Genomic DNA, 21,017 nt, shown 5'->3' with positions numbered 1-21,017 from the left:
GATGAGCATCACCGACAAGACCGCGGCCGTCCCCGCGCCGCGCGGCGGCGACCACACCGGTCCGCTGCTCGAAGTCAAGGACCTGCACGTCGAGTTCCACACCCGTGACGGTGTGGCCAAGGCCGTCAACGGCGTCAACTACTCGGTGAACGCCGGCGAGACCCTCGCCGTCCTCGGCGAGTCCGGCTCCGGCAAGTCCGTCACCGCCCAGGCCGTCATGGGCATCCTCGACATGCCGCCCGGCAAGATCCCGCAGGGCGAGATCCTGTTCCGCGGCGAGGACATGCTGAAGATGTCCGAGGAGGAGCGCCGGAAGATCCGCGGCCGGAAGATCGCCATGATCTTCCAGGACGCGCTGTCCTCCCTCAACCCGGTCCTCAACGTCGGCTACCAGCTCGGCGAGATGTTCCGGGTGCACCACGGCATGTCCAAGAAGGACGCCAAGGTCAAGGCCATCGAGCTGATGGACAAGGTCAAGATCCCCGCCGCCAAGGCGCGGGTCAACGACTACCCCCACCAGTTCTCCGGCGGCATGCGCCAGCGCATCATGATCGCCATGGCGCTCGCCCTGGAGCCGGACCTGATCATCGCCGACGAGCCCACCACGGCTCTCGACGTGACCGTCCAGGCCCAGGTCATGGACCTCCTCGCGGAGCTCCAGCAGGAATACAACATGGGCCTGATCCTGATCACCCACGACCTCGGCGTCGTCGCCGACGTCGCGGACAAGATCGCCGTGATGTACGCCGGCCGGATCGTCGAGCAGGCGCCGGTGCACGAGCTGTACAAGCGCCCGGCCCACCCGTACACCCGGGGTCTGCTCGACTCGATCCCGCGCCTGGACCAGAAGGGCCAGGAGCTCTACGCGATCAAGGGTCTGCCGCCCAACCTGCTCAAGGTGCCCACCGGCTGCGCCTTCAACCCGCGCTGCCCCAAGGCCGACGACATCTGCCGCACGGAGATCCCGGCGCTCGTGCCCGTCACCGAGCAGGACGGCGCGGATCTCCCGGGCCGCAAGAGCGCCTGCCACTTCTGGAAGGAGACGATCCATGGCTGACCTCAGCACGAACGACGAGGCCGTGGCCGCCGCCCTCGACGCCCCTGTGGGCCGCGGCGAACCGATCCTCCAGGTGCGGGGCCTGAAGAAGCACTTCCCGCTGACGCAGGGCATCCTCTTCAAGAAGCAGGTCGGCGCGGTCAAGGCCGTGGACGGGGTCTCCTTCGACCTCTACCAGGGCGAGACCCTCGGCATCGTGGGCGAGTCCGGCTGTGGCAAGTCCACGGTCGCCAAGCTCCTGATGAACCTGGAGCGGGCCACCGCCGGCGAGGTCTTCTACAAGGGCCAGGACATCACCAAGCTGTCCGGGCGCGCGCTGAAGGCCGTCCGCCGCAACATCCAGATGGTGTTCCAGGACCCGTACACCTCGCTGAACCCGCGCATGACGGTCGGCGACATCATCGGCGAGCCCTTCGACATCCACCCCGAGGTGGCCCCGAAGGGCGACCGGCGCCGCAAGGTGCAGGAGCTGCTGGACGTCGTCGGTCTGAACCCGGAGTACATCAACCGGTACCCGCACCAGTTCTCCGGCGGTCAGCGCCAGCGCATCGGCATCGCCCGAGGCCTCGCGCTCAACCCGGAGATCATCATCTGCGACGAGCCGGTCTCGGCCCTGGACGTCTCCGTCCAGGCGCAGGTCATCAACCTGATGGAGAAGCTCCAGGACGAGTTCAACCTGTCCTACGTCTTCATCGCGCACGACCTGTCGATCGTCCGGCACATCTCCGACCGCGTCGGCGTCATGTACCTCGGCAAGATGGCCGAGATCGGTACGGACGAGCAGATCTACGAGCACCCGACGCACCCGTACACCCAGGCGCTGCTCTCCGCGGTGCCGGTGCCGGACCCGGAGGCCCGCGCGCACCGGGAGCGGATCATCCTCACCGGTGACGTCCCCTCGCCGGCCAACCCGCCGTCGGGCTGCAGCTTCCGCACCCGCTGCTGGAAGGCGCAGGACAAGTGCGCGACGGAGGTGCCGGTCCTCGCGGTGCCGCAGCGCTTCCAGGGCGAGGACACCCCGGCGGCCCACTTCTCGGCGTGCCACTTCGCCGAGGAGAAGCAGGTCGTCCCGGCGGGCTGATCCACCCCCGGAGCCCGTAGGGGCCCCGAAGCCCGAGAGGCCCCCGGCCACCCGCAAGGGTGCCGGGGGCCTTTGGCGTTCCTGGAGGCGTGTCCCGTACGACGGCGACGGCGCCGGGAGCGTCCCACGGGACGGGCGCACGGGTGTCCCGTTCCCGTCCCGCGTCCCCCGGCCCGTCCCGTGACCCCTGCGGGACGCGGCCGCCCGCCCGTACCCCTGGCCTCGGCCGTCGACGGCGCCCCGTCCCACCGGGCCCGCGCACGGGACGACCCGGTCCGTCGGGACGGTCCGGACGACCGGCGGGACTGGCAGCGTGTGCCGCGGCGCAGTCCAACTGCCGTCCGCAGCCCACCACTTCAGGATCAGGGGTCACCGTGAACGCACTCACCCGCAAGTTCGCCACCGTCGGCTCGGCCCTCGCCATGGCGGGGTCGAGCCTCCTGCTCGCCTCGTCGCCGGCGTCGGCGGCGACGTCCTGCTACGCGTCGTCCTGCGCCGGCCTGGACCCGTCCACGACCATCTGCCAGAACGACGCACGTACCGTCGCCGACACGGACTACCCCGGCGTGGAGCTCCGTTACAGCCCCACCTGTCGTGCGGCCTGGGCGCGTTACAACCGTGGCGCCGGGTTCTCCTTCGACGTCTCGATCGAGCGCTGGAACGGCAGCTACGGCACGGCGGTCTACTCGACGCACTACAGCGGCAACGGCTCGACCGTCTGGACGCGGATGATCAACGACGCCGGCCTTCTGGCGCGGGCCTGCGGCCGCGTCAGCGCCAACGACTACGGCTGCTCGGCCGCGTACTAGGCCGAAGCGCCAGGAAGGAGAGGCATCCTCGTGAACACGCTCACCCGCAAGCTCGCCACCGCCGGTTCGGCTCTCGCCCTCGCCGCGTCCGGTCTGATCCTCGCCTCGTCGCCGGCCTCCGCCGCGACCTCCTGCTACGGGCCGTCCTGCACGGGCCTCGACCCGTCCACGTCCATCTGCCAGAACGACGCCCGCACCGTCGCCACGTCGAGCTGGGGCGCCGAACTGCGCTACAGCCCCACCTGCCGTGCCGCCTGGGCACGGCAGAGCGGCGGCCTGCCGACGACCATCTGGGTGGAGAGCAACACCGGCTTGGAGCGGGCCACTTCCGCCGGCGGCGGCACCGTCTGGACCGCCATGATCGACGACAAGGGCATCTACGACCGGGCCTGCGGTCACATCATCGAGGGCGGGGAATCGTGCACGTCGTGGTACTAGATCCCCGGAAGGAGCTCCGCTCGTGAACACGCTCACCCGCAAGCTCGCGACGGCCGGTTCGGCCCTCGCGGTCGCCGCTACCAGCCTGCTGCTCGCCTCCTCCCCGGCCTCGGCCGCCACCTCCTGCTACGGGTCCTCCTGCAACGGCCTCGACCCGGCCACCACGATCTGCCAGAACGACGCGCAGACGGTGATGTACGGGGAGTACGTCGGTCTCGAACTCCGCTACAGCCCGACCTGTCGCGCCGCTTGGGCGCGGTTCAAGTACGGCGACGAGGGCGACATCTGGGTCCAGAACTCGCTGGGCAACAAGTACGCGGTGCACTATCCGGGTTCGGGGACGGTGTGGACCCGGATGGTCAACGACAAGGACATCCTCGCCAGGGCCTGCGGCACCTTCGCCAAGGGCACCGCGTGCACCCCCGAGTACTGAGCGAGGCCGTCATGAGAACGAACCCCCTCGCCCGCAAGCTCGCCACCGCCGCCTCCGCCCTCGCGCTCGCCGCGTCCGGGCTGCTGCTCTCGTCGTCCCCGGCGTCCGCGGCCACCTCCTGCTACGCGTCGTCCTGCACCGGCCTGGACCCGTCCACGACCGTCTGCCAGAGCGACGCCCGCACCGTGCGGACCAGCGACTGGGGGGTGGAGCTGCGCTACAGCCCCACCTGCCGGGCCGCGTGGGCGCGCAAGACCTCCGGGGCGTCCGCCGACACCGTCATCCGGGTCTCCAACACCAACGGCGAGTCCCGGAGCGTCTACTACGGCGGCTACGGAACCGTGTACACCGCCATGGTGAACGACAAGGACATCTACGCCTGGGCGTGCGAGACGCGCGCCTACGCGACCCTCGAAACCCACTGCACCGACTCGTACTGAGCGACGTGGTCCACCAGTTGAGGAACCCCCCATCATGACCTCGGTCAACGAACCGACCCCCAGCCGCCGCTCCCTGCTCACCGGCGGCCTCGCGCTCGGCGCCGCGGCCGCGCTGCCCCTGTGGGCGACCGGCCAGGCGCAGGCCGCGACCGGACCCTCCATCGCGGACACCACGGCGTGGGGCGCCCGCCCGGCGAGCAGCCCGGTGCGGGTCCTGTCGACCCCGCCGCAGAAGATCATCGTGCACCACACGGACACGCCCAACACGACCGACTACTCGCAGGCCCAGGCATTCGGGCTCGCCCGCTCCATGCAGAACTGGGCGATGGACGAGCGCCATTGGATCGACACGGGCCAGCACTTCACCGTCTCCCGCGGCGCGTACGTCCTGGAGGGCCGGCACAGCAGCCTGGTCGCCCTCCAGGGCGGCACCCCGAGCGTGGAGTCGGCGCACTGCACCGGGCAGAACACCGTCGCCATCGGCATCGAGAACGAGGGCACGTACTCCACGGTCGACCCGCGCAGCGAGCAGTACGCGAAGCTGGTCGAACTGTGCACGTACATCTGCCGTCAGTACGGGCTGCGCGCCTACCAGATCTACGGACACCGGGACTTCAACGCCACCGAGTGCCCCGGCGACCGCCTGTACGCGATGCTCCCGCAGCTGCGGCGGGACGTCGCCGCCCGCATCGGCGGGGACCCGACGGCGCCCGTGTGGCCGCTGCTGCACAACGGCGACTCCGGCGACCGCGTCCGCGCGCTCCAGTACCTGCTCGTCCGGCGCGGCGCCACGATCACCGCGGACGGTAGCTTCGGCCCGGCCACCGAGCAGGCCGTACGGGACTTCCAGACGCTCGTCACCGCGACGTCCGACGGCTACGCCGGCAACCAGACCTGGCACCAACTCGCCGTGCCCGTACGGCAGGGCGACACCGGGGAGGCCGTGAAGGCCGTCCAGCTGCTGCTCACCGCCAAGGGCGTCCCGACCGGCGTCGACGGCGTCTTCGGCGCCGGCACCCTGGCCTCGGTCGCCACCTTCCAGAACACGGCCGGGCTGCCCGCCGACGGCCTCGCCGACGCCCGCACCTTCAGCCGCCTCCTCGCCTGAGGGCCCCACCCCACCCGACAAGGAGAAGCACACCGCCATGTCGTCGACCATCCGGTCGTTCCGCCCCGCGCTCGGGGCCGTCCCCCTCGCGGCCGTCGCCGCCCTCGCCGCGCTCCTCGTGCTCATCGGCCTCGGCACGCCCGCGCACGCCTTCTCCGGCGCGTTCGTCCCCACCCAGAGCAAGGGCAACCGGGGCTCGGACGTCGTCGCCCTCCAGTACCTGCTCAACGGGCAGGGCGCGCAGCTCACCGCCGACGGCGTCTTCGGCGCCGGCACCGACACCGCCGTCCGCTCCTTCCAGTCCTCCCACGGCCTCGGCGCGGACGGCATCGTCGGCCCGAACACCTGGCGGGCGCTGACCGTCACCGTCCGCGAGGGCAGCCAGGGCGAGGCCGTGAAGGCCGTCCAGTACCTGCTCAACGCCAAGCGGAGCGCCGGGCTCGCCGTCGACGGCGCCTTCGGCCCCGGCACGGCCTCGGCCGTCCGCACCTTCCAGAGCCACGCCGGTCTCGGCGCGGACGGCGTCGTCGGCCCGGACACCTGGACCAACCTGCTCTGGCACTACGAGTACGCCGACTACAACGCCGGCACCCTGTGCAACCAGAACCCGGACGGCAACGCGTCCGCCGACTGGGGGACCGGCGCCGCCATCGGCCAGTTCGAGGCCGGTGCCCGCACCTTCTCCGCCCTCGGCCGGGGCAAGGTCCCGGTCGGCGACATCGCCTTCGAGCACGGCGGCACCATCTACGGCCACGCCACCCACCAGGTCGGCATGGACGTCGACTTCTGGCCCGTGCGCACCGACTCCGCGCAGTGCGCCGGCACCCGGATCACCTGGGAGTCCGCCGCCTACGACCGGGCCGCGACCCGCGAGCTGGTCAAGGCCCTGCGCGCGGCCGCGCCCGGACACGTGCAGCTCGTGTACTTCAACGACCCGCAGCTGATCGCGGAGGGGCTGACCGTCCAGTACCCCAACCACGACAACCACCTGCACATCCGCTACTGCGAGCCGGTCCACCCGGACGCGACGTACCAGTGCTGACCCGAGAGTCCGAGGAACCGACCATGCCACTCGTGAGAAGACTGCCCGGCCTCGCGGCCGCGCTGCTCGCCGCCCTCGTCACCACGCTGGTGGCGGGCGTGCTCCAGGCCGCCCCGGCCTTCGCCGCCGACTGGCCGCTGGTCAAGAACGGCAGCACCGGCGCGCAGGTGACCACCGTCCAGCACCTGCTGACCGCCCGCGGCTACGCCACCTCCGCCGACGGCGTCTTCGGCGACGGCACCGAGGCCAAGGTCCGCAGCTTCCAGAGCGCCAGCAGCCTGTCCTCGGACGGCGTCGTCGGCGGGGACACCTGGTCCAGGCTGATCATCACCGTCCGCAAGGGCGACAACGGCTCCGCGGTGAAGGCCGCCCAGACGCAGCTCAACCGGTACGGTGCCGGGCTCGCCGTCGACGGCGCCTTCGGCGACGGCACCGACGCCAAGGTCCGCTCCTTCCAGTCCTCCCACAGCCTCGACGCGGACGGCATCGTCGGCCCCGACACCTGGCGCGCCCTGGTCACCGGCTCCTCCGGCGGCAGCGGCGGCAGCAGCGGTCTGCTGACCCACTCCCAGGCGGCCGCCCTCTTCACCTCGGCCGGCATCAGCTGGACCTCCTCCGGCAACTGCTCCGACCGCAACAGCACCAGCTGCACCTCCTTCGACGGCCTGCGCCAGGCCTCCGCGGACGGCGCCGTGACGCTGAAGCGCGCGAGCGGCTGCGCCCTGACCATCACCGGCGGCACCGAGACGGGCCACGCCAGCGGCACGTACTCGCACTGGAACGGCTACAAGCTGGACTTCAGCCCGACCACCTGCCTGAGCAACTACATCACCGGCACCTTCACCTACTCGGGCACCCGGGGCGACGGCGCCGCCATGTACACCGCTCCCTCGGGCAACATCTACGCCCGCGAGAGCAGCCACTGGGACGTGACCTTCCTCAACTGATACCGACCGGCATGACGCCCGCAACCCGGACAGCTGTCGCCAAGATGCGGCTCTGTCCGGGTTGCGGTGATATGGGGGCCTAAGTCTCGGCAAGAGTTACGGGAGGCACTCCATGCGCGGAGCCACGCACGCGAAGTGGGCCGCACTGGCCACCGCCGTCGCCCTCGCGGCCACGGCCTGTGGCGGCGGCGACAGCGGTGGTGGCGGGGGCGGGGCCGACGGCATCGTGAGTTCCTCGTGGGGCGACCCGCAGAACCCGCTGGAGCCCGCCAACACCAACGAGGTCCAGGGCGGCAAGGTCCTCTCCATGATCTTCCGCGGGCTCAAGCAGTACGACCCGAAGACCGGCGAGGCCAAGAACATGCTCGCCCAGAACATCGAGACCACCGACTCGCAGAACTTCACCATCACGGTCAAGGACGGCTGGACCTTCTCCAACGGCGAGAAGGTCACCGCGAAGTCCTTCGTCGACGCCTGGAACTACGGCGCCGGCCTGAAGAACAACCAGAAGAACGCGTACTTCTTCGGGCAGATCGAGGGCTACGACCAGGTCCACCCCGAGAAGGGCGCGCCCACCGCCGAGACCATGTCCGGCCTCAAGGTGACCGGCCCCCAGACCTTCACGGTCAAGCTCACCCAGAAGTTCTCCACATGGCCCATCACCCTCGGCTACGCGGCCTTCGCGCCGCTGCCCCAGGCCTTCTACAGCGACCACGCCGGCTGGCTCTCGAAGCCCATCGGCAACGGCCCGTACACCGTCGACTCGTACTCCAAGGGCTCCCAGATGTCCCTCAGGCGCTGGGACTCCTACCCCGGCCCCGACAAGGCCCAGAACGGCGGCATCGACCTCAAGGTCTACACCGACAACAACACCGCCTACACGGACCTGACGGCCGGCAACCTCGACCTCGTCGACGACGTGCCCGCCTCCCAGCTCAAGAACGTCCAGGCCGACCTCGGCGGCCGGTACATCAACGTCCCCGCCGGCATCATCCAGACCCTCTCCTTCCCGTTCTACGACCCCGCGTGGAACAAGCCGGGCCAGGAGAAGCTCCGGCAGGGCCTCTCCATGGCGATCAACCGCCCGCAGATCACCGAGACGATCTTCCAGAAGACCCGCACCCCCGCCGTCGACTGGACCTCCCCGGTGCTCGGCGAAGAGGGCGGCTTCAAGGACGTCTGCGGCGACTTCTGCAAGTACGACGCGGCCCAGGCCAAGAAGCTCGTCGCCGAGGGCGGCGGCATCCCCGGCGGCACGATGAAGATCTCGTACAACGCCGACACCGGCTCCCACAAGGAGTGGGTGGACGCCGTCTGCAACTCCATCAACAACGCCCTCGGCAACAACAAGGCCTGCGTCGGCAACCCGATCGGCACCTTCGCCGACTTCCGCAGCCAGGCCAGCACCCAGAAGCTGCCGGGCCCCTTCCGCGCCGGCTGGCAGATGGACTACCCGCTCATCCAGAACTTCCTCCAGCCGCTGTACTACACCAACGCCTCCTCCAACGACGGCAAGTACTCCAACCCGGAGTTCGACAAGCTGGTCAACCAGGCCAACGCCGAGTCCGACACCGCCAAGGCCATCGGGCTCTTCCAGCAGGCCGAGGGAGTCCTCCGCGACGACATGGGAGCCATCCCGCTCTGGTACCAGAACGGCAGCGCCGGCTACTCGGACAAGATCGAGAACGTGAGCCTGAACCCCTTCAGCGTCCCGGTGTACGACCAGATCAAGGTCAAGTGACGACGTAGCAGTACGGCGGTGTACGGCCCGGGCCGCGGATCCCCGCGCCGGGCCGTACGCCGTCCCTCAACCCACCCTTCCTGGAGGCCTCCGTGGGTCGATACGTGATCCGGCGGCTGCTGCAGATGATCCCGGTCTTCTTCGGCGCCACGCTGTTGATCTTCCTGATGGTGAACGTGATGGGCGACCCCATCGCCGGCCTCTGCGGCGACCGGGCCTGCGACCCGGCGACCACCGCCCAGCTGCAGAAGGAGTACGGCCTCGACAAGCCGGTCTGGCAGCAATACCTGACCTACATGGGCAACGTCTTCACCGGGGACTTCGGCACCGCCTTCAACGGCCAGCCCGTCACCGAGCTGATGGCCAACGCCTTCCCGGTCACCATCCGGCTCACCATCGTCGCGATCCTCTTCGAGATCGTCATCGGCATCACCCTGGGCGTCGTCACCGGCCTCAAGCGCGGCCACCCCGTCGACACCTCGGTGCTGCTGCTGACCCTGGTCGTCCTCTCCGTCCCGACCTTCGTCACCGGTCTGCTGCTCCAGCTGCTCCTCGGCGTCGAATGGGGCTGGATCTCACCGGCCGTCTCGCCCGACGCACCCTTCAACGAACTGATCGTCCCCGGCCTCGTCCTCGCGTCCGTCTCGCTCGCGTACGTCACCCGGCTCACCCGGACCTCCATCGCCGAGAACAAGCGCGCCGACTACGTCCGCACCGCCGTCGCCAAGGGCCTGCCCCGCCGCCGGGTCGTCACCCGCCACCTGCTGCGCAACAGCCTCATCCCCGTGGTGACCTTCATCGGCGCCGACATCGGCGCCCTCATGGGCGGCGCCATCGTCACCGAACGGATCTTCAACATCCACGGCGTCGGCTACCAGCTCTACCAGGGCATCGTCCGCCAGAACACCCAGACCGTCGTCGGCTTCGTGACCATCCTCGTCCTGGTGTTCCTGCTGGCCAACCTCCTGGTCGACCTCCTGTACGCCGTCCTTGACCCGAGGATTCGCTATGCCTGAGCCCCTTGAGCCCTTCGAGCCCCTCGAGTCCTACGGAGAAGAGGGGCGGGCGATCGCCTCGACCGGCGCGGGGGGCGCGGCCGACCTCGGCACGCAGGAGGCCGAGACCCTGGAGAAGAACCTCGAGAACGGCCCCGACACCGGCCCCGACGCCGGCGCCGACAAGAAGCCCCGCTCCCTCTGGTCCGACGCCTGGCACGACCTGCGCCGCAACCCGATCTTCATCATCTCCGCGCTCGTCATCCTCTTCCTGGTGATCATCTCGATCTGGCCCCAGCTGATCGCCTCCGGAGACCCGCTCGACTGCGACCTCTCCAAGGCGCAGGAAGGCTCCCAGCCCGGCCACCCCTTCGGCTTCAACGGCCAGGGCTGCGACGTCTACACCCGCACCGTCTACGGCGCCCGGACGTCCGTGACCGTCGGCGTCCTCGCCACCCTCGGCGTCGCCCTCCTCGGCGGCTTCCTCGGTGGCCTCGCCGGCTTCTTCGGCGGCACCTGGGACGGCATCCTCTCCCGGCTCACCGACGTCTTCTTCGCCATCCCCGTCGTCCTCGGCGGCCTCGTGCTCCTGTCCGTCGTCACCAGCACCACCGTCTGGCCCGTCATCGGCTTCATGGTGCTGCTCGGCTGGCCGCAGATCTCCCGCATCGCACGCGGCTCGGTCATCACCGCCAAACAGAACGACTACGTCCAGGCCGCCCGCGCGCTCGGCGCCTCCAGCTCCCGGATGATGCTCCGGCACATCACGCCGAACGCCATCGCCCCGGTGATCGTCGTCGCCACCATCGCCCTCGGCACGTACATCTCGCTCGAAGCGACCCTGTCGTACCTCGGCGTCGGCCTGAAGCCGCCGACCGTCTCCTGGGGCATCGACATCTCCTCGGCGTCGCCGTACATCCGCAACGCGCCCCACATGCTGCTCTGGCCGGCCGGCGCGCTCGCCATCACCGTGCTCGCGTTCATCATGCTCGGCGACGCGGTGCGCGACGCCCTCGACCCGAAGCTGAGGTAGGGACCCATGCTGCTCGAAGTGCGCGACCTGCACGTGGAGTTCCACACCCGGGACGGGGTGGCCAAGGCGGTCAACGGCGTCAACTACTCCGTCGACGCGGGGGAGACCCTCGCCGTCCTCGGCGAGTCCGGCTCCGGCAAGTCCGTCACCGCCCAGGCCGTCATGGGCATCCTCGACATCCCGCCCGGCAAGATCAGCGCCGGCGAGATCCTCTTCCAGGGCCAGGACCTCCTGAAGCTCAAGGAGGAGGAGCGGCGCAAGGTCCGCGGCGCCAAGATGGCGATGATCTTCCAGGACGCGCTGTCCTCCCTCAACCCCGTCATCAGCGTCGGCGACCAGCTCGGCGAGATGTTCCAGGTCCACAAGGGGATGTCGCGCAAGGACTCCAGGGCCAAGGCCGTCGAGCTGATGGACCGGGTCCGCATCCCCGCCGCCAAGGAACGCGTCGGCCAGTACCCCCACCAGTTCTCCGGCGGCATGCGCCAGCGCATCATGATCGCGATGGCGCTCGCCCTCGAACCCGAACTGATCATCGCCGACGAGCCCACCACCGCCCTCGACGTCACCGTCCAGGCCCAGGTCATGGACCTCCTCGCCGAGCTCCAGCGCGAGCTCAACATGGGCCTCATCCTCATCACCCACGACCTCGGCGTCGTCGCCGACGTCGCCGACAAGATCGCCGTCATGTACGCCGGGAAGATCGTCGAACAGGCCCCCGTCCACGAGATCTACAAGGCCCCCGCCCACCCCTACACCCGGGGTCTGCTCGACTCCATCCCGCGCCTCGACCAGAAGGGCCAGGAGCTCTACGCGATCAAGGGCCTCCCGCCCAACCTGCTCGCCATCCCGCCCGGCTGCTCCTTCAACCCGCGCTGCCCCATGGCCCAGGACGTCTGCCGGACCGACGAGCCCCCGCTGTACGACGTGACCGAGTCCCCGGTGCCGCGCGCCAGCGCCTGCCACTTCTGGAAGGAGTGCCTCCATGGCTGAGGCGATTCTCGAAGTCCGGGACCTCCACAAGCACTACCCACTGACCAAGGGCATCCTCTTCAAGAAGCAGGTCGGCTCCGTCAGGGCCGTCGACGGCGTCGACTTCGACCTCGCGGCCGGCGAGACCCTCGGCATCGTCGGCGAGTCCGGCTGCGGCAAGTCCACCGTCGCCAAGATGCTGGTCAACCTGGAACGGCCCACCTCCGGAACCATCCGGTACAAGGGCGAGGACATCACCAAGCTCTCCCCGCGGGCCCTCAAGTCCGTCCGCCGCAACATCCAGATGGTCTTCCAGGACCCGTACACCTCGCTCAACCCCCGCATGACCGTCGGCGACATCATCGGCGAGCCGTACGAGATCCACCCCGAGGTCGCCCCCAAGGGCGACCGGCGCCGCAAGGTCCAGGACCTCCTGGACGTCGTCGGCCTCAACCCCGAGTACATCAACCGCTATCCGCACCAGTTCTCCGGCGGCCAGCGCCAGCGCATCGGCATCGCCCGCGGCCTCGCCCTCCAGCCCGAGATCATCGTCGCGGACGAGCCGGTCTCCGCGCTCGACGTCTCCGTCCAGGCCCAGGTCGTCAACCTCCTCGACACCCTCCAGACCGAGTTCTCCCTCTCGTACGTCTTCATCGCCCACGACCTGTCGATCGTCCGGCACATCTCCGACCGCGTCGGCGTCATGTACCTCGGCCGGATCGTCGAGATCGGCACCGACGCCCAGATCTACGACCACCCCACCCACCCCTACACCCAGGCGCTGCTCTCCGCCGTGCCCGTCCCCGACCCCGAGGCGCGCGCCCACCGCGAGCGGATCCTCCTCTCCGGAGACGTCCCCTCCCCGGCCAACATCCCCTCCGGCTGCCGCTTCCGCACCCGCTGCTGGAAGGCCCAGGAACGCTGCACCCTGGAGGTCCCGCTCCTCGCCGTCCCGGCCGTCTTCCGCCTCACGGACACCCCGGCCAAGCACGACTCCGCCTGCCACTTCGCGGAGGAGAAGCAGGTCGTCCCACCGGAGGAGCCCGAGGAGCCGGTGGGGCCGGTGGGGCCGGAGAAGCCGGAGGGGCCGGCCGTGCCGGAGGAGCCTCAGGAGCCGTAACGCGCGGGCAACTCAACGGACTTGGATCCGATATACGGATATTGGATGTTGGATCCCGTACGGCCGTGCGGGTGCCGTGAAACCGGCCGGGGCGCACACATCGCCCCGGCCGGCCGCATTCCACTGTTCATGCGGAACCGCTTGTTTCGGTCGTTCGCGACCGTGAGTATCGGGCCCGTGACTGTGACACGCCCGGCACGTCTCACGGGCGCCGCGCTCTGCGCCGCGCTCGCCCTCATCGCCGCCGTGTGGATCCTCCAGGACCTCGCCTCGCTCGGCTCGCCCGCCGACCTCGCCTGGTACTGGGCCGGGGACCACCACTTCCTGATACGGGGGCGGTCCACCACCTCCCTGCTCGACCCCGCGCTCCTCGCGGCCTACGCCGCCACCGCCCTCGCCGCCCTCCGCTCCCGGCACGCGGCCTCCGCCCTCGCCGCCGCCGGCGCCGCCACCCTCGCCCTGCGCCTCCCCGGGCTCTGGGCGGCCGGCAGCGGAGCCCTCGTCACCGCCCTCCTCGAACTGGCCCTCGCCACCGGACTCGTCCTCACCGCGGCCGTCGGCCGCCGCCCGGCGGACGCCCCGTACGAGCAGCGGCCCACCCGCCCCCGCACCGGCCCCGCCGTCGCCGCCGGGATCCTCCTCGCGGCCGCCGCCCTCTTCCTGACCCTCTGGGAGCTGTACTGGGCCGGTGAACTGCCCCTGGAGACCACCTTCGACCGCTTCACCGGCGGCCGCTCCGTCGTCAAGCCCGCCCTCGCGCCCCCGCCCGGCTGGCTGTCCCTGATCGCCGCCGCCCTGTACGGCACAGCCGCCGTGTCCTGCTTCGCCCGGGCCCGCCACTCCCGGGCCTTCGGGCTCCTCGCCGCCGTGCTCCTGACGGCCGGCGGCCTCGGCGGGGTCGCCCGAGCCGCCCGCTACGGGACCCTCGTCCGGCTCGGCGACCTCACCACCCTGGACGCGACGGACGTCCTCACCTCCGTCTTCGAACTGCTCGCAGGACTCGCGGTCCTCGTGCTCCTGGCCGGGCGCGGCGCCCCCGACGCCGCGCCCGCACCCCACCCGGCGGCCGGGGCGCGGTCCCCGGCCCCGCCCCACCCGACACCGCCCGGCTGGTGACTCAGCTCATGACGCCGAGGGACCGCTTCAGGAACTCCACCTGGAGCAGCAGCAGGTTCTCCGCCACCTGCTCCTGAGGCGTCATGTGCGTCACCCCGGACAGCGGCAGCACCTCGTGCGGCCGGCCCGCCGCGAGCAGCGCCGACGAGAGCCGCAGCGCGTGCCCCACCACCACGTTGTCGTCGGCGAGACCGTGCACGACCATCATCGGCCGGGCCGGCTCCTCCGGCGCCGACAGGCCGTCGTCGGTCAGCAGCGACTGCGCCGCGTACACCTCCGGATCGTCCTGCGGGGTGCCCAGGTACCGCTCCGTGTAGTGCGTGTCGTACAGCCGCCAGTCCGTCACCGGCGCCCCGACCACGGCCGCCCGGAACACGTCGGGCCGCTGCAGCACCGCCCGCGCCGCCAGATAACCGCCGTACGACCAGCCCCGGATCGCCACCCGCTCCAGATCGAACGGGAAGCTCCCGGCGAGCCCCAGGAGCGCGTCCACCTGGTCGTCGAGCGTCACCCCGAAGTCCCGCGCGACCGACTTCTCCCAGGCCGGGGAGCGGCCCGGCATGCCCCGCCCGTCCGCCACGACCACCGCGAAGCCCTGGTCGGCGAACCACTGCGAGGTCAGATGCGGATTGTGCGCGGCGAGCACCCGCTGCCCGTGCGGACCGCCGTACGGATCCATCAGGACCGGCAGCGGCCCGTCCCCCTCCTCGTACCCCGAGGGCAGCAGCACCGCGCACGGGATCCGCCGCGCCCCCGCCTCCGTCAGCCGCACCCGAGCGGAGATCACCGGCCGCTGGGCGTACGAGGCCACCACCGCGACCTGCTCGCCGTCCCGCAGCACCCGCGCCACGCTCCCCGGCGCCTCCGGCCGCGCCGACACCAGGACGGTCACCGCCCCCGAGCGCACCGCGCCGTGCACACCGGCGCCCTCCGAAAGCCGCGTCAGCCCCTCCGCGCCCCCGCCGGCCACCCGGTACACGTGGATCTCGCCGGTCTCCGGCTCCGCCGCCGCCTCACCCGCCGACGCCGACACCAGGACGTCGTCCGCCCCGACGTCGAGCACCGACCGGACGTGCAGCCCCGCGTCCGTCCACGCCTCCTCGCCGACCGCGAGGACCCGCGCCCCGCCCTCGTCCGTGACCCGGACGAGCCCGCCGCCCGGCCCCCACGCCGGAGCCCCCTGGGGCAGCTCCAGCCACACCGGGTCCGCCTCCGTCCGCACCCCGGCCGTCTTCCCCGACTCCGGGTCCACCGTCAGGAACAGCTGCTCCCGCTGGTCCCGCGCCTGCACGAGCAGCAGCGGCGCCCCCGCCGCCGACCAGTGCACCCGCGCCAGGTACGGATACCGCTCCCGGTCCCACACCACCTCCGTACGGGACCCGTCGAGGCCGAGGACGAACAGCCGCACCTCCGCGTTGGCCGTCCCCGCCGCCGGGTACGCCACCCGCTGCGGCTCCCGCTCCGGGTGCGCCGGGTCCGCGATCCACCAGCGCCCCACCGCCCGGTCGTCCGCCCGCGCCACGAGCAGCCGGTCCGAGTCGGGCGACCACCAGTACCCGCGCTCCCGACCCATCTCCTCCGAGGCGATGAATTCGGCCAATCCGTAGGACACGTGCTCGTCCTCCGGGACGGCCAGCGCGCGGTCGCCCGAACCGTCCGCGCCCACCACCCGCAGGGCGCCCTCCGCCACGTACGCCACGGACCGCCCGTCCGGCGACGGACGCGGGTCGATCACCGGCCCCGGCACCGCAAGCTCCCGCGCCGTCCCCGCCCGCAGCTCCGCCGCGAACAGCCGCCCCGACAGCGCGAACGCCGCCAACTCCACGGCCCCGTCCACCGCGTACGCCACGATCCCCGCCGAGCCCTCCCGGCTCCGCTCCCGGCGCGCCCGCTCCTGCGGCGACAACTCCTCCTCCGCGCCCGCGAGCAGCGCCACCGGATCGGCGGCCACGCGCTCCCCGGGCTCACCGTCCCGGGGCAGGTCGAGCACCCAGAGCCGATGGGAACGGTCCGTCCCGGAACCGGATCTGACGAACACCACGCGCTCCCCGTCCGGCGAGACCGAGAAACCGCGCGGGACCCCCAGGGTGAACCGCTGGGTCCGGGCGTGCTGGCGGGGGAAGGAGAGCCCGGCCGAGGGTGTGGCCGACTGCTGCGAAGACAAGGTCATACGGCTGAAACTAGCGCCGTGCGCCCCCCTCGTGCCTCCGTCCGCCGATCGATGCGGCCGCACGGATAGTTATGATCCGTAGCGCTAGGTGGGTATGCATCGGACTGGCATGCCCTCTGGCACATGCTGATCGACCGAACCGCTCGAATATCCGACCGAAGGTGGAGGTGAACCGCCGTGGCACTCTCGATCTCCGTGGTGGTGCTGCTGGCGATCGTCGTCTTCCTGCTGATCCGGAAATCCGGGCTGAAGGCTGGACATGCGGCGGTCTGCGCGCTCCTGGGCTTCTACCTGGCGAGCTCCTCCATCGCCCCGTCCATCAGCACCCTCACCACGAACGTGGCGGGCATGATCGGCGGCCTCAAGTTCTGACCTGGGGGCCTGCCTGACCTCGTAGGGTGGGGGGCATGTCCGATCTCCCCGCCCGCCGTCTGCTGCTCGTGCACGCGCACCCGGACGACGAGTCGATCAACAACGGCGCCACCATGGCCAGGTACGCGGCCGAGGGCGCCCTCGTCACCCTCGTCACCTGCACCCTCGGCGAGGAGGGCGAGGTCATCCCGCCCGACCTCGCCCACCTGGCCCCCGACCGGGAGGACCGGCTCGGCCCCCACCGCGTCGGCGAACTCGCCGCCGCGATGACCGAGCTGGGCGTCACCGACCACCGCTTCCTCGGCGGCCCCGGACGCTTCCGCGACTCCGGGATGATGGGCGCCGAACAGAACAAGCGCCCGGGCGCCTTCTGGAGCACCGACGTCGACACCGCCGCGCCCCACCTCGTCGAGGTGATCCGCGAGACCCGCCCGCAGGTCCTGATCACCTACGACCCCGACGGCGGTTACGGCCACCCCGACCACATCCAGGCCCACCGGGTCGCCACCCGCGCCGCCGAACTCGCGGCGGACGCCTCGTACCGCCCCGACCTCGGCCCGGCCCACACGATCGCCAAGATCTACTGGAACCGCGTCCCGCGCCCCGTCGCCGAGGCCGCCTTCGCCCGGCTCCACGCCGAGGGCTCCGCCTTCCCGGCCGTCGCCGCGATCGACGACGTCCCCGGCGTCGTCGACGAGGACCGGATCACCGCCGAGATCGCCGCCGACCCCGCGTACACGGCCCGCAAGACCGCCGCGATGGCCGCGCACGCCACCCAAGTCGCCGTCGACGGTCCCTTCTTCGCCCTCTCCAACGACCTCGGCCAGCCGATCTTCACCACCGAGTACTACGAACTGGTCCACGGCACCTCCGGCGCCCCCGAGGGCGAGCGCGAGACGGACCTCTTCGCGGGGGTGACGGAATGAGCGCGGTGAAGCAGACCCCGGCCCCGGCCCCGTCCCCGATGCCCTCCCCGGCCGCTCGATACGTCTGGTACGGCGCCCTGTTCGTCCTCGGCGTCCTCGTCGGCCTCGCCGGATCCCTCGTCCAAGCCGCCTGGTTCCCCGGCGGCTTGCTCCTCGCGCTCCTCGCCACCACCGGCCTCTTCTACGGAGGGCTGCGCGCCACCGGCACCCAGATCGGCGTCGCCTCCGCCGCCGGCGGCTGGCTCGTCGCCGTCATCCTGCTCAGCGTGGGACGCCCCGAGGGCGACGGGGTGTTCGGCGGAGGCACCGGCGAGCTGATCTTCCTCTTCGGAGGCATGGCGATCGCTGTGATGTGCGCCACTATGCCCCGGCTGCCGCGACCGACCCCGTGAACAGGACGACTTGACGCCGGGGACGCCCTGACTTCGGCCGGATTGCCCGTCGTCCCGTGCCCGGGGGTCGGGTATGAGTCGGCGGCGTTCAGTATGGTGGTGCGCGCCGCCGAACCGCCCGGGTCAACACGAGCATCAGCAAGAGCGGGCGGTGGAGCCAACCGGGAGATCCTGCTTTGAGTCGTGAAACTGGTCGAGAGACTGACAGTTCGTCCTCCGGCGCCCAGGGGCGCGGGGGAGCCGCGTACCCCTCGGGTACACCGCCGTACGGATCCCGCCAGTATCCGTCGCTCCACCCCACGCAGGACGCGCCGGAGGCCGCCGCCGCGCCCGCACCGCCCGAGGAGCCCAAGACCGAGACGACGCTGACGACCCGGATCCGGATCAACATCCCGGGTTCGCGTCCGATTCCGCCGGTCGTGGTCCGCAAGCCGGTCAGCGAGACGACCGCCCCGGACCCGGAGCCCGTCGCGGAGCCCGAGCCGGAGCCGGTGGCCGTCGCCGCCCCCGAGCCTCCGCGCGCGGCCGAGGAGGCCGCCCCGGAGCCGCCGAAGGCGAAGGAGACGAGCGACTGGTTCGCCCCGCGCAAGGCGTCCCCCGCACCGGCCCCCGCGCCCACGCCGGCCCCCGCGCCCACGCCGACGGCCAAGCCCGCCCCGGCGCCCGCCGGAGCGGACGCCCAGGGCACGGGCTTCGCGGGCTCGGCGACCTCGGGCGTCCCGACGGTCGGCACGACCCCGTCGAGCCGCCCGGTCACGGCGACCACCCAGACCCCGCCGGCCAACCCGCTCTACGAGAACGGCACGCCGGCCGCGGGCACCCCGATGTACGACGGCACGCCGGCCGCGGGCACCCCGATGTACGACGGCACGCCTGCGGGCGGTACCCCGGCCTACGACGGGACCCCGGCCGCGGGCACCCCGATGTACGACGGCACGCCCGCCGCCGGTACGCCCCGGCACCCCGGCACCCCGGCCGCGGGCACGCCCGCGTTCCGCGGTCCGGGCGGTCCGGGCGGTCCGGCGGGCCGACGCGGCCAGGGCGGCCCCGCTGGGCAGCGCGGCCCGGGTGCTCCGGGAACAGTCGGTGGTTCCCCGACCGGTTCCCCGGCGGCTCCGACCGGCCCCACCACGGGCCCGGTCACCGGCACCGCCTCCCTCGGCGGCGGCCCCGCCACCGCCCCCCGCCCCTTCGGCGGAGGTCAGGGCGCGGGCTCCCCGTTCGCGGGCGGCGGCGCACCCCGCATGTCCGACGACACCGCGATCCTGACGCCGCAGGCGCCCGCACCGGCGCCGAGGCCCGGGCAGGGCGACGACGGACAGGGCGCCCACGTCTCCGGCGACACGCTCACCAGCGGCATCCCGGTGGTCCCGCCGACGGCGGCCCGCCCGAACCTGACCCCGCGCATCGAGGAGCGCGCGACCCCGGCCCCCGCGCCGGCGCCGCGCCAGACGCCCGCGGCCGACCGCGCGCCGGCGAAGAAGGGCCGGTCGAAGCTGGTCCTCGCCGCCGTCGGCGTCCTGGGCCTCGCCGGAGTCGCGTACGGCGCCGGACTGCTCCTCAACCACTCCGAGGTCCCGAAGGGCACGACGGTGCTCGGGGTGGACATCGGCGGCGGTACGAAGGAGGAGGCCGTCGAGAAGCTGGACGCGGTGCTCGGCAAGCGGGCCACGACCCCGCTGCAGCTCGGCGTCGGCGGCAAGCAGGTCCAGCTGGCCCCGGACAAGGCGGGCCTGGCGCTCGACAGCCAGGAGACCGTCCGTGCGGCGGCGGGCAGCGACTACAACCCGGTCTCGGTGATCGGCTCCCTCTTCGGCGGCGAGCGGGTCGCGAAGCCGGTGTTCCCGGTCGACAAGGAGAAGCTCGCGGTCGCGCTGACCGACCTGGCGGGCACGTCCGCGTCGGCGACGGAGGGCACGATCCTGTTCGCCCCGAACAAGGTGACGCCGGTCGAGGGCAAGCCGGGGAAGAGCCTGGACGTCCAGCGCTCGATGATCTCCGTCCAGGACGCCTTCCGCGCCCAGGTGGAGACCGGCCAGAACAAGCTGGTCGAGCTGCCGGTCACCACCCGCCGTCCGACGGTCACGAAGGCCGAGCTGGACCGGGCGATGGAGGAGTTCGCGACGCCCGCGATGTCGGGTCTGATCAGGATCCAGGCGGGCGGCAGGCACATCGACTTCGGCCCGGCGCGCTCGCTGCCGCAGATCCTCTCCATGAAGGCCGTCGACGGCCGGCTGGTCGAGGTCTACGACAAGAAGGCGATCGAACGGCTCCTCGACGGCGCCTTCGACGGCGTCATGATCACCAAGGGCGACGGCACGAAGCACCAGGTCTCCGCCGACGACGTGGCCTTCGTGATGCGCGACGCCCTGATGGGCAAGACCCTGGCGGAACGCACGAAGACGATCAACCTCACGGGCGAGGGCTGACAGCCCCCGCTCCGGCCCGCGAGCCCCCGTCCCACCCCGGGACGGGGGCTCGCGCGCAGGGGGAGGTACGTTCTGCGCGAGGAGGCAGGGTGGAGAACGGAACGGAGCACGACCACTCCGACCGGGAGGAGGTCGTACGCGCGGCACGCGAGCGGGCCCGCTCGCGACAGGCCCTCATGATCGAACACCACGGCCTGTCGGGCGACGTCCAGCTGCACTCCACGATCCACGACCTGAAGCCGACGGTGGCGGGAGGCTGCTAGGGGCGCGGGTGGGGTTCTCGGGGTGGGGGTGCTTCGTGGGTTTCTGGTGGGACCGCCCTCTTTCCGAGAGTCGCTCCTTCCGGCGGCGCGTCAAGGGCGCCTACGGCGTCGCTGCGCGATGGCCTTCGGCCACCCT

The 21,017-nt window shown here is 71.7% G+C and carries 21 protein-coding genes and 1 pseudogene; 21 read left to right on the top strand and 1 reads right to left on the bottom strand.

Annotation, left to right across the window (positions count from 1 at the left end):
* The first annotated feature begins 1 nt into the window (after window position 1).
* The 16 genes and pseudogenes from GGE06_RS20670 (at window position 2) to GGE06_RS20600 (ending at window position 14,329) form a co-directional block, all read left to right on the top strand.
* Window positions 2–1,057 (top strand): ABC transporter ATP-binding protein, encoded by a 1,056-nt coding sequence (locus GGE06_RS20670; protein ID WP_116159036.1) that lies wholly within the window; start codon window positions 2–4, stop codon window positions 1,055–1,057.
* Window positions 1,050–2,138, top strand: a complete 1,089-nt coding sequence (locus GGE06_RS20665; protein WP_116159035.1) for an ABC transporter ATP-binding protein — start codon at window positions 1,050–1,052, stop codon at window positions 2,136–2,138. The genes GGE06_RS20670 and GGE06_RS20665 overlap by 8 nt, the downstream gene beginning before the upstream one ends.
* Before the next feature lie 374 nt (window positions 2,139–2,512).
* Entirely contained in the window at window positions 2,513–2,947 is a 435-nt protein-coding gene (locus GGE06_RS20660; RefSeq protein WP_116159034.1) for a DUF2690 domain-containing protein, read from the top strand.
* Between the two features lie 30 nt (window positions 2,948–2,977).
* Window positions 2,978–3,385, top strand: coding sequence for a DUF2690 domain-containing protein (locus tag GGE06_RS20655; RefSeq protein WP_312883215.1), 408 nt, complete (start codon window positions 2,978–2,980; stop codon window positions 3,383–3,385).
* 22 nt (window positions 3,386–3,407) lie between these two features.
* Window positions 3,408–3,818: a DUF2690 domain-containing protein gene (locus GGE06_RS20650; RefSeq protein ID WP_181924521.1), complete on the top strand. Its 411-nt coding sequence runs from the start codon at window positions 3,408–3,410 to the stop codon at window positions 3,816–3,818.
* Between the two features lie 11 nt (window positions 3,819–3,829).
* On the top strand, window positions 3,830–4,258 hold the full coding sequence (locus tag GGE06_RS20645) for a DUF2690 domain-containing protein (protein WP_116159033.1): 429 nt from the start codon (window positions 3,830–3,832) through the stop codon (window positions 4,256–4,258).
* A 34-nt stretch (window positions 4,259–4,292) separates the two neighbouring features.
* Complete coding sequence (locus GGE06_RS20640; RefSeq protein WP_116159032.1) at window positions 4,293–5,366, top strand: peptidoglycan recognition protein family protein; 1,074 nt, start codon at window positions 4,293–4,295, stop codon at window positions 5,364–5,366.
* Between the two features lie 37 nt (window positions 5,367–5,403).
* Entirely contained in the window at window positions 5,404–6,408 is a 1,005-nt protein-coding gene (locus GGE06_RS20635; RefSeq protein ID WP_116159031.1) for a peptidoglycan-binding domain-containing protein, read from the top strand.
* A gap of 23 nt (window positions 6,409–6,431) precedes the next feature.
* Window positions 6,432–6,719: pseudogene (locus GGE06_RS43775) on the top strand (peptidoglycan-binding domain-containing protein); the annotation flags it as partial.
* Between the two features lie 48 nt (window positions 6,720–6,767).
* Window positions 6,768–7,355 (top strand): peptidoglycan-binding domain-containing protein, encoded by a 588-nt coding sequence (locus tag GGE06_RS43770; protein ID WP_312883241.1) that lies wholly within the window; start codon window positions 6,768–6,770, stop codon window positions 7,353–7,355.
* Window positions 7,356–7,467: 112 nt separating this feature from the next.
* On the top strand, window positions 7,468–9,096 hold the full coding sequence (locus GGE06_RS20625; RefSeq protein WP_184931438.1) for a peptide ABC transporter substrate-binding protein: 1,629 nt from the start codon (window positions 7,468–7,470) through the stop codon (window positions 9,094–9,096).
* A gap of 92 nt (window positions 9,097–9,188) precedes the next feature.
* Window positions 9,189–10,112, top strand: a complete 924-nt coding sequence (locus tag GGE06_RS20620; RefSeq protein ID WP_116159028.1) for an ABC transporter permease — start codon at window positions 9,189–9,191, stop codon at window positions 10,110–10,112.
* Window positions 10,105–11,124, top strand: coding sequence for an ABC transporter permease (locus tag GGE06_RS20615; RefSeq protein WP_116159027.1), 1,020 nt, complete (start codon window positions 10,105–10,107; stop codon window positions 11,122–11,124). The genes GGE06_RS20620 and GGE06_RS20615 overlap by 8 nt, the downstream gene beginning before the upstream one ends.
* A 6-nt stretch (window positions 11,125–11,130) precedes the next feature.
* Window positions 11,131–12,114 carry an ABC transporter ATP-binding protein gene (locus tag GGE06_RS20610; protein WP_116159026.1) on the top strand — a complete coding sequence of 328 codons (984 nt, stop codon included), beginning with the start codon at window positions 11,131–11,133 and terminating at the stop codon, window positions 12,112–12,114.
* Window positions 12,107–13,213: an ABC transporter ATP-binding protein gene (locus tag GGE06_RS20605; protein ID WP_184931437.1), complete on the top strand. Its 1,107-nt coding sequence runs from the start codon at window positions 12,107–12,109 to the stop codon at window positions 13,211–13,213. Before GGE06_RS20610 ends, GGE06_RS20605 begins: the two co-directional genes overlap by 8 nt.
* A gap of 177 nt (window positions 13,214–13,390) precedes the next feature.
* The gene (locus GGE06_RS20600) at window positions 13,391–14,329 is read left to right on the top strand and encodes a hypothetical protein (protein ID WP_246532675.1); all 939 of its coding nucleotides are present in this window, start codon (window positions 13,391–13,393) and stop codon (window positions 14,327–14,329) included.
* Window position 14,330: 1 nt separating this feature from the next.
* Here the strand turns inward: GGE06_RS20600 and GGE06_RS20595 are convergent, their stop codons facing one another.
* Window positions 14,331–16,499 (bottom strand): S9 family peptidase, encoded by a 2,169-nt coding sequence (locus tag GGE06_RS20595; RefSeq protein WP_116159023.1) that lies wholly within the window; start codon window positions 16,497–16,499, stop codon window positions 14,331–14,333.
* 177 nt (window positions 16,500–16,676) lie between these two features.
* Here GGE06_RS20595 and GGE06_RS20590 point away from each other — a divergent pair, with 177 nt between their 5' ends.
* From GGE06_RS20590 to GGE06_RS20570, 5 genes are all read left to right on the top strand, one after another.
* Entirely contained in the window at window positions 16,677–16,871 is a 195-nt protein-coding gene (locus tag GGE06_RS20590) for a hypothetical protein (protein ID WP_015035959.1), read from the top strand.
* A gap of 35 nt (window positions 16,872–16,906) precedes the next feature.
* The gene (gene mshB, locus GGE06_RS20585) at window positions 16,907–17,797 is read left to right on the top strand and encodes an N-acetyl-1-D-myo-inositol-2-amino-2-deoxy-alpha-D-glucopyranoside deacetylase (protein ID WP_116159022.1); all 891 of its coding nucleotides are present in this window, start codon (window positions 16,907–16,909) and stop codon (window positions 17,795–17,797) included.
* Entirely contained in the window at window positions 17,794–18,189 is a 396-nt protein-coding gene (locus GGE06_RS20580; RefSeq protein WP_376773568.1) for a DUF6113 family protein, read from the top strand. Before mshB ends, GGE06_RS20580 begins: the two co-directional genes overlap by 4 nt.
* A 176-nt stretch (window positions 18,190–18,365) precedes the next feature.
* A complete protein-coding gene (locus GGE06_RS20575; protein WP_184931436.1) occupies window positions 18,366–20,618 on the top strand; it encodes a hypothetical protein in 2,253 nt (750 codons plus the stop codon).
* A gap of 89 nt (window positions 20,619–20,707) precedes the next feature.
* Entirely contained in the window at window positions 20,708–20,881 is a 174-nt protein-coding gene (locus tag GGE06_RS20570) for a hypothetical protein (RefSeq protein WP_181924519.1), read from the top strand.
* Window positions 20,882–21,017 lie beyond the last annotated feature (136 nt).

The sequence above is a fragment of the Streptomyces nymphaeiformis genome, assembly GCF_014203895.1.
Lineage (GTDB): Bacteria > Actinomycetota > Actinomycetes > Streptomycetales > Streptomycetaceae > Streptomyces > Streptomyces nymphaeiformis.
Note: the sequence above shows the minus strand (reverse complement) of the source record. Positions and strands in the feature narration are given on the sequence as shown.

Bases quoted from the DNA above. Each gene is read 5' to 3' on its own strand.
- GGE06_RS20670 (WP_116159036.1), top strand. From the start codon at position 2: ATGAGCATCACCGACAAGACCGCGGCCGTCCCCGCGCCGCGCGGCGGC.
- GGE06_RS20665 (WP_116159035.1), top strand. From the start codon at position 1,050: ATGGCTGACCTCAGCACGAACGACGAGGCCGTGGCCGCCGCCCTCGAC.
- GGE06_RS20645 (WP_116159033.1), top strand. From the start codon at position 3,830: ATGAGAACGAACCCCCTCGCCCGCAAGCTCGCCACCGCCGCCTCCGCC.
- GGE06_RS20640 (WP_116159032.1), top strand. From the start codon at position 4,293: ATGACCTCGGTCAACGAACCGACCCCCAGCCGCCGCTCCCTGCTCACC.
- GGE06_RS20635 (WP_116159031.1), top strand. From the start codon at position 5,404: ATGTCGTCGACCATCCGGTCGTTCCGCCCCGCGCTCGGGGCCGTCCCC.
- GGE06_RS20625 (WP_184931438.1), top strand. From the start codon at position 7,468: ATGCGCGGAGCCACGCACGCGAAGTGGGCCGCACTGGCCACCGCCGTC.
- GGE06_RS20615 (WP_116159027.1), top strand. From the start codon at position 10,105: ATGCCTGAGCCCCTTGAGCCCTTCGAGCCCCTCGAGTCCTACGGAGAA.
- GGE06_RS20610 (WP_116159026.1), top strand. From the start codon at position 11,131: ATGCTGCTCGAAGTGCGCGACCTGCACGTGGAGTTCCACACCCGGGAC.
- GGE06_RS20605 (WP_184931437.1), top strand. From the start codon at position 12,107: ATGGCTGAGGCGATTCTCGAAGTCCGGGACCTCCACAAGCACTACCCA.
- GGE06_RS20595 (WP_116159023.1), bottom strand. From the start codon at position 16,499: ATGACCTTGTCTTCGCAGCAGTCGGCCACACCCTCGGCCGGGCTCTCC.
- mshB (WP_116159022.1), top strand. From the start codon at position 16,907: ATGTCCGATCTCCCCGCCCGCCGTCTGCTGCTCGTGCACGCGCACCCG.
- GGE06_RS20580 (WP_376773568.1), top strand. From the start codon at position 17,794: ATGAGCGCGGTGAAGCAGACCCCGGCCCCGGCCCCGTCCCCGATGCCC.